Consider the following 16108-nt stretch of genomic DNA (forward strand, 5'->3'; position numbering starts at 1 on the left):
ACAGTCCCGCATTTTGCCGGGCTCAGCGAAACATCCTGCCGATGTCATGAAAAAAGGCTGCCCGCGCCGGTTCGGCGGGGACAGCCTTTTCCCATTGCGAACGCTCCCGCGCTCAAACGCTGATTTTATCGAACAAGGCCTGCGCCTCATCTTTCAGCGAACCCTGCGCCTCGCTCAGCAAATCCTGCAATACCTCGCGCGCGCCCTCTCGGTCGCCCATGTCCAGATACACCTTGGCCAAGTCGAGCTTGGTTGAGAGCGGATCGTCCAGCACCGACATGCCTTCCGCCTGCGGAGCCGCCGCGCTGGCCGGCTGCGGCGTTTCCGCCATCATGTCGGCGTACAGCGATTCCAGCCCGCCTGCGGACTCCTCGACAGGCTTGGCCTCCTCGACCAGCGCGGAGTCGAGGTTGAAGTCGAAATCCAGAAGATTGCCATCTGCCGGCACAGGCGGCGGTGCGGCCGCCGCGGGCTCTTCGGGCAGCATGGACTCCAAGTCGAAATCCAGCACGTTGGGCTCTGCCGGCTTAGCTGGAGCCTCGGTCGGCAAATCGAATAACGCGGCCAACGGGTCAGCCTCTTCCATTTCCACCGCCGAAGCGGCTTCAGACAAAGGCTCCGCCTCTATCATCGAGCCTTCTTCGCCGAACAACTCCTTGTCCAGATCGATCAGATCGTCGCCCCGAGCCGCCCCCGACAGCGCCGGCATGGACTCTTCCCCCGACTGATACAGCGGATTGTCCGGGTCGATGGCGCGCCCCAACGTCACCGTTTTGGCCCACATCACGCCGCGCCCATCGAAAGCCGCCTGCATTTCCCTGGCCAGGCGCTCGAAATTCGCCGTGTCGGGACGCGCCGCATACACCTCCATCAACTTCATCCGGACCTCATGCCGCGACGGATCCTTCAGCAGCGCGTCCTTGAGGATTTCCTCCGCCTGCTGATCGCGGCCGTAGGCGATATACACCTCTGCCTCCGCCACCGGGTCCACCTCCGCCGCGTCTATCGCGCCGGCGGCCTGAGTGAAATTGCTCATGAAAGAGTGCGATCCGGCCACCGTATTGGGACCATGCCCAGTGACGGTGGCGCGTCCCAGCGTCGCACTGCCGCTGGCATCCAACCCTGCCGACTTGCGCCTCCGGGCCACCATGATGCCCAACAGACCCAGCAAGCCTGTCACCGCCACGCCGCCACCAATCAGCGGCAGGTAGTCCATGATCCGCGCCATCAGCGAAGGCTGGGGCGGAGGCGGCGGCGGAGCGACATGCGCCGGCTTGTGCTTGACGACAGGGCGAGCCAATTCCACCGGTTTCAAAGCCTGCGCCGCGCTGGCCGGCATGGGCGCGGCAGCCGGAGCGGAAGCAATCTTGGCTGGAGGCAGCAGACCCGCCGTCTGCAAGGCCTTCAATTGCTGCTCCAGCGCGGCGATGCGCGCGGTGGCGTCCTGCAACGCCTTTTCTCTGGCGTTGATCTGCTGCTGCAGATCATTGAGTTTCACGCTGTCGCCGGCATCGCCGGGCGCCAGTTTGAGCACGTCTCCGCCCTTGCCCGCCGGCTGCATGGCCTGGGGCTGCGATGGGGCCGCCGCTGGCGCGGACGGCAGGGGGCCCAGAATGCTGCTCGCCTGCTCTGCCGTGACCGCCTTGATCTTGCGCGGCGAGGGCACCGTCAGCACGGAACCCGCCTTGGGATGATTGATGTCGGCCGGATCGAAGGCGTCCGGATTGGCCAAGGCCAGCGCCGCCATGGCTTGACGCAGGCTGGCGCCGCGCGGTTTCACCTTTTGCGCCAGCGCGCGCAAAGTCGCGCCCTGTTTTACGCGCAACTCGGCCGGAGCCGCCTGCGCGGGTTTCGCCGCGGGCGCGGCCTTGTAGCGGGATGCCTGATCGCTGTCCGCGTAGCTGGGCGCATCCTGCACGATGCTCTGGCCACCGGGCGTGTAATTGGCCGGGTCAAGCAGCACGGTGTACTCGCGCACCGAGCGGCCGGAAGGCGCCTTGGCTTCCACGACGAAGCGCAGATACGGATCATTGATGGGCCGCGTGGAGCTGACGCGTATGGTCGCGCCCTTGGCGCCCGGATTCAACGCGAAACGCAGCGTCGACAGCGCGGAAGCATAGTCGACGTTCAGCGCCTGAAACGTTTCCATGCTGGCCAGCCCCACTCTGACCGCGTCCATTTCCCCAGGCACCAGCCCGGTCATTTCGATGTCCGCCTTCAGAAGCTCCCCCAGATTGGAGCGAACATTAATCTTCCCCAATCCGGCCCAGGCGCACGCGGAATACGCCAGACCGATCAAAAGCATGCCAAGCTTGAGTTTTCGCTGATTTCTCACTGTCTACCTTCCGGCATTGTCGCATTTATGTTGATTTTTTTAGCGCGAGCCCGCCTCCGGGATGGCGGGCAACTGCTGCAATCTTAGGCCTTGACGGGGCGTTTAGCCAGATGTCACAAGCGCCGCGCACCGCGCCCGTCCGGCCATTGTCACATCAGCGAGCTCTGTCCGGCCAAAATTTCCGCGATGCGCACGCAATGGATGGCGGCGCCAGCCTTCACATTGTCGGCCGAGATCCACAAGCTTAGCACGTTGCCATGGCGACGCAGGCGGCTGATCCAGACCCCTTCGTTGCCGGTGGCCTCCATCGGCGAGACATAGCCGCCGTGCTGCTCGCGCCCCACCACTTGCAATCCTGCGGCCTTGAGGCGGTTTTGCGCTTGCTCGAGGTCAAACTCCTTATGCAACTCGACTTGAACCGCCCAAGAGTGGCCGAAAAACACCGGCACGCGCGCGCAAGTCACTTCCAGCTGCTCGGGCTTCAACTTCAGCAAGCGCGCGGTTTCGTCGCGCACCGAGCGTTCCTCTTCCGAGTCGCCGTTGTCGTCCAGCTCGCCGATTTGCGGCAGCACATTGAAGGCGATGCGCTTGGGAAAGACATTGACTTCTGCCTCGCGCTGCGAAAACAGCGCGGTGGTTTGGTCCGCCATTTCTTCCATCGCCTGCTGGCCGCTGCCGGACACCGCCTGGTAAGTCGCTACGGTCACGCGCGCGACGCCCAGCGGCAACAGCGGAGCCAGCGCCAGCGCCAGCGGCGTCGCCGTGCAATTAGGCACAGCCACCAGCGGCGCGCGGCCCAGGTCTTCCAGGTCAGCGGCGTTGATGGCCGGCGCCACCAGCGGCACGCCGGCCGCGTTGCGGAAGGCGGAACTGAAATCCACCACCGACGCGCCGGCGTCGCGCGCCTGCGGCACGTATTCGCGCGCGATGTCGCCGCCGGCGGCGAAGATGGCCAGGCCGACGTTCTCAAAATTGAACTCGTCCACCGGATGCACGTCCAGCTCCAGATTGCCCAGCGACACGGTGCTGCCGTCCTGCTCGGCGCTGTCCACCGCGAACACGCGGGCGGCCGGGAAGTTGCGTTCGGCCAGCAGTTCCAGCACGGCCTGACCCACCAGGCTGGTGGCGCCCACGACGGCGATTTGCAGAGAAGTCGACATATTCGGTATTCCTGTTGTTACGGCACGCCCGCAGCATACGCGCAAGGCGGCGTTCAATGCAAAAAGGGCACCGAAGTGCCCTTGAGTTCTTCAGACCCGACAGCGCCGGGTCCAGGCTAGGCGCCATTCTACCCGTCAGCGCTCGATCAGGATACGCAGCATGCGGCGCAGCGGTTCGGCGGCGCCCCACAGCAGCTGGTCGCCAATCACGAAGGCGGACAGGTATTCGCCGCCCATATTCAGCTTGCGCACGCGGCCGACGCCCACTTCCAGCCCGCCGGTGATCGTAGCCGGGGTCAGCTCCTTGACCGAAATCTCGCGCTCGTTCGGCACCCACTTCACCCAGTCGTTGCCGGACTTGATGATGGCTTCGATTTCTTCCAGCGGCAGATCCTTCTTCAGCTTCACGGTCAAAGCGAGGCTATGGCAGCGCATGGCGCCGATGCGCACGCACAGGCCGTCCACCGGAATCACGCTGGCGGTGCCGAGAATCTTGTTGACCTCGGCCTGGCCCTTCCACTCTTCCTTGGATTGGCCGTTGTCCAGCTGCTTGTCTATCCACGGAATCAGGCCGCCGGCCAGCGGCGCCCCAAAGTATTCGGTCGGCACGTCTTCGCGAATGGCCTTGGCCACCTTGCGGTCTATGTCCAGGATGGCCGACGACGGCGTGGCCAGCTCATTCGCGACGGTCGCATGAATGGCGCCCATGCCCTTCAGCAGCTCTCGCATATGGTTCGCGCCGCCGCCCGACGCCGCCTGGTAAGTCATGGAAGACACCCAGTCGACCAGGCCTTCGCGGAACAGGCCGTTCATGCCCATCAGCATGATGGAGTTGGTGCAATTGCCGCCGATGAAGTCTTTGACGCCGTTGGCCAGACCCTGGTCGATCAGCCCGCGGTTGACCGGATCCAGAATGATGATGGAGTCGTCCTGCATGCGCAGCGTGGAGGCGGCATCAATCCAGTAGCCCTTCCAGCCGGCGGCGCGCAGCTTGCCGTACACATCGGTGGTGTAATCGCCGCCCTGGCAGGTGACGATCACATCCATCGCCTTCAATTCGTCGATATCGCCGGCGTCTTTCAGCGGCGGCACATCGCGGCCGATGTCCGGCGCCTTGCCGCCGACGTTGGAAGTGGTGAAGAACACCGGTTCGTCGATGACGGAGAAATCGTTTTCCTCGCGCATGCGCTGCATCAGCACGGAGCCAACCATGCCGCGCCAGCCTACAAAGCCTACTCTCACTGTAAATCTCCCGAGTCTGTCCTAAGTCCGAATCATGAACGCCGCCAGGGCCCGGGCCGCGGCGGCGATGAAATTTTTGTTACCCCATTGTGCAGCGCGCCACAGCCGCAGGCAATGGGCTAAATCGTTTTTATTGTGAAGGTAAGCGGAACAATAGATTAAGACAGACTGAACGCGTGGAAGGCCTTGCGGGGAAATGCATGAGCGCGATTGATGGCAAAATGTGTGCTCAGCGGGGCCTAGCCTTGAGCAACCGTCCACAAGCGCGCATCTTGATCAGCAAAGCTTGAGCGCGGTCAATAATCCTGGACGATTACAGCCAGGCCAACCTTCTGGACTGCTCGACACGATGTCCGCCATCGTTTTGTCGCTTCTTACTTGTTACTTGTAGGAGCAAACCGCGCAATCCGCCCCCATCAGACAAGCGGAAATGAAAACGGCCATGGAGTTTAGCCATGGCCGTTTATGGTTTGCTTGCCGAGCGGACGTTTAGTGGCGCGCCTCGCGCGCCGCTTCCACCACGTCGAAATCGAACAGCTGGTTGACGTCTTCCTCGTCGAATACATAGTGCTGATTGCAGTAATCGCAGACGATTTCCACGCTGCCCTGCTCCAGCATCACCTCGCCCACTTCCTGGCCGCCCAGCATGATCAGCATGTCGCCGACGCGCTCGCGCGAGCAGTTGCAGTTGAAGCTGACGCCCTCGCGCTCGAACACGCGGACTTCTTCCTCATGGAACAGGCGGTGCAGGATGTCCTCCGCGCCAAGCTGCAGCAGCTCTTCGGACTTCAGCGTGCGGCCCAGCATCTGGACGCGGGTCCAGCCCTCGGCCTCGCCATGGCCCTCCGGCAAGCGCTGCAGCAGCATGCCGGCAGCGGTATTGTCGTCGCAGGCCAGCACCAACGTGGTTTCCAGTTGTTCGGAGCGCAGCATGTAGTTTTCCAGCATCTGCCCCACCGAATCGCCTTCCAAGGCGACGATGCCCTGCCAGGTCTGGCTCTTGTCCAGCCGCGGCTCCAGCGTCAGCACGAACTTGCCGCCCTCGCCCAGCAGCTCGGCCAGCGGCTTGTCTTCCAGCTCGCCCTGCCATTTGGCGGTGGCGCGCACGGTGCGGTCGTTATTGCACTCCACCACGGCCAGCTTCAGCGCGCCGGTGCCATGGATTTGCAGGATCAAGGTGCCGTCGAACTTCAGATTGGCCGCCATCAACACCGAGGCCGCCATCATTTCGCCCAGCACGGTTTTCAGGACTTCAGGATAAGCGCGGCGGCTCAGCACCTGTTGCCAGGCGCCGTCCAGCCGCACCAGCGCGCCGCGCGCCGGCGCGCCGTCAAACAGGAATCGTTGCAGTGTGTCGTGTTGGTTCATGCTTTTGCTTCCTTGGCCGCGCCAGCGGCCACATCAACGGTGTAGACGGACATGGGCAGCGAAGAACTGACGTCGAACTCGCAGCCGGCGCGCACGCCGATCTCGGCTATTTCGCGCGCGGACAGATTCTGGTCATAGACCGCGTGCATCGCGCCCATCGCGAACTTGCGGCCGGAGCCTATCGCCCAGATCCGGGAAAATTCATAGATCTCGCGCATGGGGTAAACGCCGAAGATGCCATGCCGGTTGGCGATCACCACCATCATCTGGCTGGATTCGTATGGATCTTCCTCGTCCTCTTCCGGGCGCAGATAGAAAGCGTCCTTCAGCTTCGGATGCAGCTTGCGGAAGGTTTCGAAAATGCCGCGGCGGCTACTCAGGTCCTTCTTTTTCAAGTCGGCCAGCGCGCCTTGCAGCACCAGGTCATGCGCGGCGGAGCCGGACACAGCCAGGTAGCTGTCGCCGTGGCGGAAGATTTTGTCGTGAAAACAATCATACGGCGCCAGCAGCTTCTGGTCGTCGCCGAAGGTGGTCTGGCTGTCGGCGGCAATGGCGATCTGGTCGCCCTTGCGCACGGCCACGATGGTCGTCATGCGGCTTACCTTGCTCTCGTTGCGGGCCATGCGGCCCCATCTGCTGCCAGATAGGGGCGATTCGCGGATTTTCCAGCCCGCCGCCAAAAACGGGCGAATATACCATAGCGCGACGCCCCGCGTCAGGGCTCGATGCCAGCCCTCTCCACTAGCATCGGCGGCGCAGCTCCCGGCAGCCAACGCAAATAGATTTTGCGGAAGCTGCCGTCCCGCTTCATCTCGCGCAGCGCCTGCTCCCAGGCCTGCACGGCCTCGCGGTCCGTTCCGCGCGAGAAGGCCAGGTACAAGTCTATTTTCTCCAGCGGCTGCAACAACTCCACCGCATCGGCCGGCAAGCCCGCCTTGCGCATCACGCTGCCCACCACGCTGTCGCCCTCGGACCACATGGCCACCCGGCTGGCTTGCAACATCAAGGCGGACTGCTCCGGGTCCGCGCTTTCCACGATGTTGAGGAAACCGTGCCGCTTGGCCGCGGCCAGGAAGATGCTGCTGCGGAACGCCGTCAAGGGCTGCAGCTGCAGCTTGTCGCCCAAACGCCGCAAAGCCAAAGCCTCGCCCTTGCGGCAATAAAGGTTGATGGCCGACGTCGCCACCGGGCCGACCATGGTCATCAGCTTCTCGCGCTCCGGCGTGCGCCCCAGCACAAACAGCAGGACATTGGGCCGGGTCAACAGAAAATTGTAGGCCCGCGCCCAAGGCAGCAGCCTGACCGGCTGCTCGGCGTGCAAGCGCCGCTGGATCTGCTGCACCAGCTCCACCGCCATGCCCTTCACTTCGCCATCTTCTTCAAAACTGATGGGCGGCCATTCATCGGTATAAACGGCCAGCGGTTCGGCCGCGCGCGCCGAGGCCAGAAAAGACAGACAGGCCAGACACAACAACAATCGTCGCAACATGACAATTGCCTCTCTTTCGGGATTTCTTCAGCATAAACACCAAAGGCCCGCCGCGCCTCCCATACAGAGGCAGAGAAACAGACAAGTCACTGTTATCGCTATACTTTCGGACAGAACTAGCGGTTCCTACTTATAAACATTCAGCTAGCAGATGGATATCATGCAATGGCAGAGTTCAGCTCGCCAAGGCTCATAAGCCAGGCGAAGACCCCCTTCTTGAAAAGGTGAGTGCCATGCTTGACAGCCAAATTGAAATGGACGAATCCCTGGAGTCCATTCTGCAACGTCCCTTGACCTGCTTCGAAAAACAACAGATCAAAGCCAAGCCGCAGGCGCCCTCCGATGAATCCTTCGACTGCGAGGAAGATGCCGCGGACACCCATCCGCTGCGCCGCCGCCTGAGGGACATGGCGCTGATGCAAGTGGTGCATGTGGACTATCCGCCGCAGGAAAGCCGCAAAACGCTGATTGAAATCCCGCTCGGCGCCAAAACTGCCTGATTGATGCCCAAATGGCAACAGCCCCGCTTCCAGAGCGGGGCTGCATCATGTCCATACCCCGCGTCACCAAGCTGCCGGTCAACGCCAGCGTCAAGACACGGCGAAATGAGCAGCGGGGCCGTTAGAACAGCGATCTTGCATAGACCAAGCTTGCGGCAGTCGCAGGCCGGACGCACAGCACTTACGCGCCCATCGACAATTAAGCCGCCGCGCTGGCGCTCGCCTGCAGACGAGCGGCCAGCCGCCACAAAACGCCAGCCATCAACAAGCCCAGGACCGCATTGACCAGGGGCATCGCCAACCATACTCCATCCAGTCCCAGCGCCAGGGGCAACAAGCCCAGCGACGGCAACAGCAAAACGGTCTTGCCCACCGTTACGCCCAGGGCCAGCCTCGTCATCGCCATCGCCTGCAGCGCGGTGCACCCCACTACGGCCAAACCATCCAGCGGCATGGCCAGCAGATGCAGCCGCAATGCGCGTCCGCCGGCGTCAACCAGCGCCTGGCTGCCATCGCTATACCAGGCGGCGATGACCTCCGGGAACAATTGAACAGCCGCCAAGGCCGCCGCCCCCAGCACAAGGCAGACTTTCAACCCATGCAGCAGCGCCGCCCGCGCACGCGCCGGCTGCTCCGCCCCGGTGGCATGGCCCAGCAGGGGCTGCATGCCCACCGCCAAGCCATGGATCGCCAGCGTGAACAGCGCCTCCGTATAGCCCGCCACCGCGTAAGCAGCCAGGCTAAGCTCGTCTCCCCAGCGAAATAGCTGGTAATTATGCGCATACAGCAGCAAAGCCAGGTTCAGCTCCATCAGCAGGCTGGGCGTCCCCAGGCACAGGATGGGCCACATGGCGGCGCGATCCGGCCGTAAAGTGCCCCACCGCAGACGCAGCCCCGCGTGACGCGAAAAGAAATAAACCATACCCAAGGCCACCACCACGCCTTCCGCAATCAGCGTGCCGATGGCGGAGCCAGCCAGCCCCAGGCCCAGCCTTCCCACCAAAATGTAATTCAGCAAGATGTTCAGCAATGCGCCCAAGGTGGTCAAGGCCGTCGCCAGCCCCGGCCTGCCGTCGTTGCGCACCAGGTAGACGATCAGCATCTGCCCCATGGTCAGAACCGCGCCAGCCAGCATCCACCACAAATAGGCCCGCGCCTGAACCGTTACCTCGTCCTGCCCGCCCGCCTGCAACAATCCCAGCAGAAAATCAATATTGGGCAGACCCCAGGCGGGAATCGCCGCGCCGAACAACGCCAACAACAGCAAAACCGTCAGCAGCGCGCCGCGCGCGCCGGCCTGATCGCCGGCGCCCTGCCGAATGGCGATGCGGGTTGCGGCACCCATGCTGAGCATGGCGCCCAGCCCCACCTGCAGCATCACCATGGGGTAGGCCAGGTTGATCGCCGCCAGGCCGTGGCTGCCGACGTAATGGCCGACGAAGACGCCGTCTATGATGGCATACAGCCCGGTCACCACCATGCCTGCGACAGAGGGAATGGCATAGCGCCAGAACAGTTTCGACACGGGAAGCGTATCCAGATCACGGGTGCGCGCGTTCGACATGACAGTCATTCAGATGGAGAAGGGCAGATATCCTAACATTTAATCAGTCATGCATGATTAATTAATTTCCAGCACAATGGTGCTTAAGGACAACAAGGGAGGCGGCATGGCTCGCAAGACCAAGGAAGACGCGCAGAAAACGCGGGACGCGATTTTGGACGGCGCGGAACGGACATTCCTGGCCAAGGGTGTCGCCAACGCCGCGATGGCGGACATCGCCGATGCGGCCGGCGTATCGCGCGGCGCCGTGTACGGCCACTACGAAAACAAGCTGGAAGTCTGCCAGGCGATGATAGACCGCGCCTTCGCGCTGGACGCGTTGCGCTTTCCCGCGCCTGGCGCTTCCGCCGGCGACACGCTGCGGGACGCCGCCAGCTATTACCTGGCTCAATTCCTGGAGCCGGGCTCGCCGCAACGCGTCTACCAGATCCTGTACCAGAAATGCGAGCAGATTCCGGAAAACCGCAGCATCCTGCGCCGGCGCGAAATGGCGGACCGGCTGACCATGCATTTCGTGCGCCGCCAACTGCGTCGCGCCATCGCGCAGGAAGAAATGCCAGCCGCTCTGGACATAGGCCTGGCCGCGGACTATTTAGTCTGCCTGTTCAGCGGCTTATACGAGCTGCTGGAAAATGGACCAGACGCTTTGCCGCGCTGCGAGCGCATCTTGCGCGGCGCGCTGGAGGGTTTGCCGCACGCCGCCAGTTTCACCAAGGCTTAGGAAACAAGGCGCCCGCGACTACTCGACATGGCGGCGGAAACACCACAGCGCCAGGCTCAGCGTGACGGCGGCGATCAGCCACAAGGGCAATAGCCACGGCCAGGCATCGGCGAAACCGAAGCCTTTCAGAAACGTTCCCTTCAGAATGGGAATGAAGTAGCTCAGCGGATTCACGCGCGCCAGCCATTGCAGGACTTCAGGCATGTTCTCGATCGGCGAGACGTAGCCGGACAGGATCACCGCCGGCACCATGAACGAGAACACGCCCAGAAAAGCCTGCTGTTGGGTATACGAGATCGAGGAGATGAACAGCCCCACGCCGGCCAGCGCCAGGCCGTAGCTGGCCATGCTGAGCAGCAACAACGGCAACGAGCCGCCAAACGGCACGTGGTATACCCAGACCGCGGCCAGGGCGATCAGGCTGCCCTGTAGCAGGGCCACCAGCACGCCCGGCACCGCCTTGCCGGCCATGATGTAGGCCGGCGTCAGCGGCGAGACCAACAACTGGTCGAAAGTCCCCTCCTCGCGCTCTCGCGCCACTGACAATGCAGTGACGATCAAACAGCCTATGGTAGTGATGATGGCCACCAGGCTGGGCAGCACGTGCCACTGGTATTCCAGGTTGGGATTGTAGCGATTGCGTACCGAAACCTGCGGCGCCGCGCCGCCGCGCTCGGCCTGATAGGCCGCCACCACCTGGCCGATGTAAGCGCTGGCGATCTGCCCGCTATTGGAGCGCCTGCCATCCACGATCACCTGCAACGGCGCGCTTCGCCCCGCCGCCAGCGCGCGGGAAAAATCCTGGGGGAAGGCCACAGCCAGCAGCGCGCACTGGCGGTCTATGCAGTCGCGCAGCTCCGGCAAACTATGCACCGGCACCACATGGTCGAACGTGACGCTGGCGGACAAGCGCTTCACCAGCTCCTGCGAGGCCGCGCCGCCATCCTGGTTATATACCGCCAAGCTGGCGTGCTTGACTTCCAGCGTGGCGGCGAAGGGAAACACCACGAGCTGCAGCAGCACCGGCACCACCAACAGCAGCCGGCCCTGGCGGCTGCCCATGATGGTTTGCAATTCCTTGACGATCAGCCACAGCAAGCGTTGCCACATGGTCTCAATCCAGGGTTCTTCGGGTTTTGCGCACGGTCTGCCACAGCCAGAACGCGCCCAGCGCGATCAGGCTGGCCGCGTTGAACCAGAGCAGCGAGGGAATCACACCCGCCTGGAACAGCGTCTGCAGCGTGCTGGCGAAATAGCGCGCCGGCAGGATGCGGGTCAGCCACTGCAGCGGCGCGGGCATGCTGGAAATTTCGAATACAAAGCCGGACAGCATCAGCGCCGGCAGGTAACCCGCCGTCAACGCGGCCTGCGCGGCGTCGAACTGGGTGCGCATCACGGTGGATAGAAACAGCCCCATGCCCAGCGCATTGCCCAGAAACAGCGAGGACATCAGCCACAATAGCCACAGCGAGCCACGGAACGGCACGCCCATCACGAACACCGCCACCAGCAGGCACAGCAGCATGGCGGCGATGCCCAACACGTAGTATGGCAAGATCTTGGACAGCAGCAGCTCGGCGCGGCTGACCGGCGTGGCCAACAGCGCCTCCATCGTGCCGCGCTCCCATTCGCGCGCCACCACCAGCGACGACAGCAGCGCTCCGACTATGGTCATCACGATGGCGATGGTGCCTGGCACCAGGAAGTTGGGACTCTCCGCGCTGGGATTGAACCAGACGCGCTGACGCAGATCGATGGCCGGCGGCGCGGCCTGGGCATGCTCCTCGCCTTCGGCCTGCTGCCACCGCAGCCAGGCACCCTGCACATAGGCGGCGATGAAGTTGGCGGTATTCGGCTCCGCGCCGTCGGTCACCAGCTGTATCGCGCCGGCCCGCCGCTGCCAGCCGCGCGAGAAGTCGTCCGGAATGATCACCGCGCCGCGTATCCGGCCATGCGCCAGCATGTCGTCCAGCGCCGCGCGCGACGCCGCCGTTTTCACCTCGAAAGACGGCGTGGCGCGCAAGGTCGCCGCCAGCCGCTGCGCTGCCGCGCCGCCGTCCTGGTTCAGCAGGCCCAGCCGGATGTGGGCCGAATCCAGGTTCACCGCGTAGCCGAGGATGAACAGCAGCGCCACCGGTAGGATGAAGGCGATCAGAATGCTGCTGGGATCGCGCACGATCTGGTAGCTCTCCTTGCGGCACAAGGCCCACAGCCGGCGCGCGTTCATTGGTCGGCCTCCTCCACCAGCTGGATGAAGGCATCCTCCATCGTCGGGTGGGGCCGGGCCTCGCTGGCCACGCTGCTCTTCAAGGCGTCCGGCGTGTCCAAGGCCAGCAGTTTGCCGCGGTACACCAAGGCGATGCGGTCGCAGTATTCCGCCTCGTCCATGAAATGCGTGGTCACCAGCACGGTGACGCCTTTTTCGGCCAAGCCGTTGATATGGGTCCAGAACTCGCGCCGCGTGACCGGGTCCACGCCCGAGGTTGGTTCGTCCAGAAACAGCAACGGCGGCTCGTGCATCACCGCGCAGGCCAGCGCCAGCCGCTGCTTGAAGCCTAGAGGCAGCTCGCCGGATGGGCTATCCATATAAGGCGCGAGGCCGAACACCCGCTCCATCTGCGCCACCTTGTCGCGCTGCGCCTGGCCGGCCAGGCCGTAGACGCCGGAGAAGAACATCAGGTTGCGCCGCACGGACAGCTGCGCGTACAGCGAGAATTTTTGCGCCATATAGCCCAGCTGCTGGCGCGCGGCGGTGGGACTGGCCTTCAAATCCAGGCCCATCACCAGCGCCTGGCCGACGCTGGGCTTGAGCAGGCCGCACTCCATCTTGAACGTAGTGGACTTGCCGGCGCCGTTGGGCCCCAGCAGACCGAACACTTCGCCGCGCCTCACTTCGAAACTAACGTCGTCCGTCGCGTAAAAATCGCCGAAGCGCTTGGTCAGCCCCCTCGCTTCTATCACCGCCTCGTCATGGTGTGGCGGCACGGCAGGCATCACTGCGGCCAACACCGAATCTCCTCCTGGACCACCACCCAGCAGGCTGATGAAGGCATCCTCCAAGCGCGGCGGCGCCGGCTGCAGCCTGGCCTCCGGGCCGGCTTCGGCCTTGGCCAGATCCGGCCAGCGCCCCTCCTCGCGCAACAACAGCCGCAGGCCGCTGCCCTGTATCGTGCCGTCCATCAGCTCCGGCTGACGCAACAGCCGCTGCAACAGTTGGCGGCGATTGCCCGCGATGCCACTCAGCCGCAGGCAGCGCCCGGCCAGCGGACGCGTCAGTTCAGCCGGCGGGCCGCCGGCGCGGATGCGCCCCTCCGCCATCAGGTAAACCACGTCGCAGGCTTCGGCCTCATCCAGATAGGCCGTGCTCAACAGCACGGTGATGCCCTCGGCGGACAGCGCTCGGATCAGCTTCCACAGCTCGCGGCGAGAAATCGGATCGACGCCGACGCCCGGTTCATCCAGCAGCAGCACCCGCGGCTTGCCCAGCAGCGAACAAGCTAGGCCCAGCTTCTGCTTCATGCCGCCGGACAGTTTGCCGGCGTAGCGGCCGGTGAACGGCGCCAGATTGGTCAGCGCCAGCAGGCGCTGGAAATCCCTGGCCTTGTCCTCGCCCCGCACCTCGCGCAACTCGGCGTATAGTTCCAGGTTCTCCTGCACTGTCAGGTCTTCATACAGGCCAAACTTCTGCGGCATATAGCCTATATTGCGGCGCAGCTCGCCGGCATCGGCCTGCGGGTCCAGCCCAGCAATCCGGGCCGAGCCGCCGCTGGGCGCCAGCAATCCAGCAAGCATACGCAGCAAGGTGGTCTTGCCCGCGCCGTCCGGCCCCACCAGACCGGCGATGCAGCCGGCCGGGATATCCAGCTCCACTTGCGTCACCGCGTCCGCCGCCGCGCCGGGAAAGCGCTTGCTCAGCCGCTCGGCGCGGATGGACGCGCTCATTTTTCCAGCCTCAGCGTCACCGGCATGCCCTGATTCAGCCCGGCGTCGGCATCGCCCACCACCACTCGGATGCGATAAACCAGGGCGGTGCGCAAATCAGCCGTCTCCACGTTTTTGGGCGTAAATTCCGCGGTGGGCGAAACGAAGCCGACCACGCCGTGATACAGCTTGTCCGGATGGCTGTCGCTAGCCACCGTTACCTTGCTCCCGGAGGGAAAACTGCCCAGCTGGCTTTCCGCCACGTAGGCGCGCACCCAAACCGGCTGGCGCAGGGACAGCGTGAATGCCGAGGTGCCGGCCTGCACCATGGTGCCAGCCTCCACCGCGCGCGTCAGGATGATGCCGGCGCTGGGAGATTGCAGATTGGCGTCTTTCAAAGCCAGCCGGGCGGCTGCGACATTGGCGCGGGCCTGCTTCAGCAAGGCATCGGACTCCGCGATTTCCTCTGGGCGAAAACCCGTGGCCAGCGCGCGCAACTGCTGGCTCGCCGCATCGCGCTGGGCCAGGGCCTGGTCGCGCAGCGAACGCGCCAGTTCCAATTGCTGGCGGCTGCTGCCCCCAACCGGCTCCAGCGCGTTCTGGCGGCGGTAATCGCTGGAGGTCTGCGCGACGGCGGCCTCGGCCGCGCTCAGCCTGGCGCGCGCCTGCTCGACATCCTCGCGGCGGTTCCCCTTATGCATCAGCGCGTTGCGCGCGGCCAGCGCGGACTCGTTGGCCAGCGCGGCGTTCAGGCTGTTGCGCAAGGGCTCGGCATCCAGGCGCGCCAATATCTGCCCCGGCTGCACCGCATCGCCCTCATCCACCAGCACCGCGGCCAGCCGGCCCGGCACGCGGAAAGCCAAAATCGCCTCGCGGATGTCCACATTGCCGTACAAAGTGGTCTCGCGCTCGGCCGCCGCCGCGCGTTGATAAAAGTAATAGGCCACGCCGCCCGCCGCCAACAGCAATAGCGCCACAACCGCTAGCCAACGCTTGCTCATGATTTCTCCCCCATTCTGCCAATGCCGGCCAGCGCCCAGGCCAGGCGCTGGCGCGCCGCCGGAATATCCGCCATCCAGGCCTGCAATTGCCTGATGCTTGGCGGCAGCCAATCGCTGGACGCCAGCGGCCCGCGCGCCAACAGCAAGGGCAAGCCCATGGCCGAGACCAGGAAACACAGCAGTTGCGGCGCCGGCGCATCCGCCAGCCTGCCCTGCCGCCGAGCCCTGCTGATCAGCACCAGCAACAGCCGCACATGGCGCGATGGCAGCCGCAGCAGAAAAGCCTGCGCGGCGCGCTCTCCGGCTAAGGCATCCGCCACCAGATGGCCGGCGAAGCCGGCGTGCTCGGCCGCCAGCTGGAGCAACTGCTCCAGCACCGCGCGCAGCGCCTCCAGCGCGTCATCGGATCGGTTCAGGCTCGCCGTCTGCCGTAGCTGGCGGTAGATAGGCGCGTACCACAGCTCCACTAGCTCGCTGATGAAACGTTCCCGGCTGCCGAAATGGTAAACGAAGCTGCCGGGGTTGACGCCGGCGGCGGCGGCCACCTCGCGCACCACCAGGCCGCGCAAGCCAGTGCGCCGCACGCTGTCCAGCCCCTGGCGCAGCAAACGCTGCCGGGTGTCGCCCTGCTTTTCTGTCGGACTCATCCACGGTTTATACAACCGTATAAATCAGCCCGCAATGAAAACCTTACTCTAGCCACGGATTTGCCTAGGGGCTGTTGACGTTTTGAAGCAGGGAGCAGATAGGAGGGGTGCAAACCTGCAGAATTAAGGTTCCTACACCAATCCTCTGCAGGTTTGCGAT

The 16108-nt window shown here is 64.1% G+C and carries 14 protein-coding genes; 2 read left to right on the forward strand and 12 right to left on the reverse strand.

Going from position 1 to position 16108, the window contains the following annotated elements; genetic code table 11:
* Positions 1-112: 112 nt before the first annotated feature.
* From C2I19_RS08625 to C2I19_RS08650, 6 genes are all read right to left on the reverse strand, one after another.
* Positions 113-2305, reverse strand: a complete 2193-nt coding sequence (locus C2I19_RS08625) for a motility hub landmark protein FimV (protein WP_103902301.1) — start codon at positions 2303-2305, stop codon at positions 113-115.
* A 179-nt stretch (positions 2306-2484) separates the two neighbouring features.
* Positions 2485-3495, reverse strand: a complete 1011-nt coding sequence (locus C2I19_RS08630) for an aspartate-semialdehyde dehydrogenase (RefSeq protein ID WP_103902302.1) — start codon at positions 3493-3495, stop codon at positions 2485-2487.
* Positions 3496-3630: 135 nt separating this feature from the next.
* The gene (asd, locus tag C2I19_RS08635; protein WP_103902303.1) at positions 3631-4737 is read right to left on the reverse strand and encodes an aspartate-semialdehyde dehydrogenase; all 1107 of its coding nucleotides are present in this window, start codon (positions 4735-4737) and stop codon (positions 3631-3633) included.
* Between the two features lie 489 nt (positions 4738-5226).
* On the reverse strand, positions 5227-6105 hold the full coding sequence (gene hslO / locus C2I19_RS08640) for an Hsp33 family molecular chaperone HslO (RefSeq protein ID WP_103902304.1): 879 nt from the start codon (positions 6103-6105) through the stop codon (positions 5227-5229).
* Positions 6102-6698 carry an Ntn hydrolase family protein gene (locus tag C2I19_RS08645; protein ID WP_103902316.1) on the reverse strand — a complete coding sequence of 199 codons (597 nt, stop codon included), beginning with the start codon at positions 6696-6698 and terminating at the stop codon, positions 6102-6104. Before C2I19_RS08645 ends, hslO begins: the two co-directional genes overlap by 4 nt.
* A 122-nt stretch (positions 6699-6820) precedes the next feature.
* Positions 6821-7594 (reverse strand): substrate-binding periplasmic protein, encoded by a 774-nt coding sequence (locus C2I19_RS08650; RefSeq protein WP_103902305.1) that lies wholly within the window; start codon positions 7592-7594, stop codon positions 6821-6823.
* A 233-nt stretch (positions 7595-7827) separates the two neighbouring features.
* On the opposite strand from C2I19_RS08650, the gene C2I19_RS08655 reads away from it, so the two are divergent.
* Positions 7828-8094, forward strand: a complete 267-nt coding sequence (locus C2I19_RS08655) for a hypothetical protein (RefSeq protein WP_103902306.1) — start codon at positions 7828-7830, stop codon at positions 8092-8094.
* Positions 8095-8293: 199 nt separating this feature from the next.
* On the opposite strand, the gene C2I19_RS08660 is transcribed toward C2I19_RS08655, so the two are convergent.
* On the reverse strand, positions 8294-9619 hold the full coding sequence (locus C2I19_RS08660) for an MATE family efflux transporter (protein WP_158253665.1): 1326 nt from the start codon (positions 9617-9619) through the stop codon (positions 8294-8296).
* A 145-nt stretch (positions 9620-9764) separates the two neighbouring features.
* Here C2I19_RS08660 and C2I19_RS08665 point away from each other — a divergent pair, with 145 nt between their 5' ends.
* Entirely contained in the window at positions 9765-10379 is a 615-nt protein-coding gene (locus C2I19_RS08665; protein WP_158253666.1) for a TetR family transcriptional regulator, read from the forward strand.
* An 18-nt stretch (positions 10380-10397) separates the two neighbouring features.
* Here C2I19_RS08665 and C2I19_RS08670 read toward each other — a convergent pair whose 3' ends face one another.
* The 5 genes from C2I19_RS08670 to C2I19_RS08690 are packed head-to-tail and all read right to left on the reverse strand — an operon-like array spanning position 10398 to position 15948.
* Entirely contained in the window at positions 10398-11489 is a 1092-nt protein-coding gene (locus C2I19_RS08670) for an ABC transporter permease (RefSeq protein WP_103902309.1), read from the reverse strand.
* 4 nt (positions 11490-11493) lie between these two features.
* Positions 11494-12606, reverse strand: a complete 1113-nt coding sequence (locus C2I19_RS08675) for an ABC transporter permease (protein WP_103902310.1) — start codon at positions 12604-12606, stop codon at positions 11494-11496.
* Positions 12603-14321 (reverse strand): ATP-binding cassette domain-containing protein, encoded by a 1719-nt coding sequence (locus tag C2I19_RS08680; protein WP_103902311.1) that lies wholly within the window; start codon positions 14319-14321, stop codon positions 12603-12605. The genes C2I19_RS08675 and C2I19_RS08680 overlap by 4 nt, the downstream gene beginning before the upstream one ends.
* On the reverse strand, positions 14318-15301 hold the full coding sequence (gene hlyD, locus C2I19_RS08685) for a secretion protein HlyD (RefSeq protein ID WP_103902312.1): 984 nt from the start codon (positions 15299-15301) through the stop codon (positions 14318-14320). Before hlyD ends, C2I19_RS08680 begins: the two co-directional genes overlap by 4 nt.
* Entirely contained in the window at positions 15298-15948 is a 651-nt protein-coding gene (locus C2I19_RS08690; protein WP_103902313.1) for a TetR/AcrR family transcriptional regulator, read from the reverse strand. Before C2I19_RS08690 ends, hlyD begins: the two co-directional genes overlap by 4 nt.
* Between the last annotated feature and the right edge of the window lie 160 nt (positions 15949-16108).

Origin of the sequence: Chromobacterium alticapitis, from assembly GCF_002924365.1 — a bacterium.
Classification (GTDB): domain Bacteria; phylum Pseudomonadota; class Gammaproteobacteria; order Burkholderiales; family Chromobacteriaceae; genus Chromobacterium; species Chromobacterium alticapitis.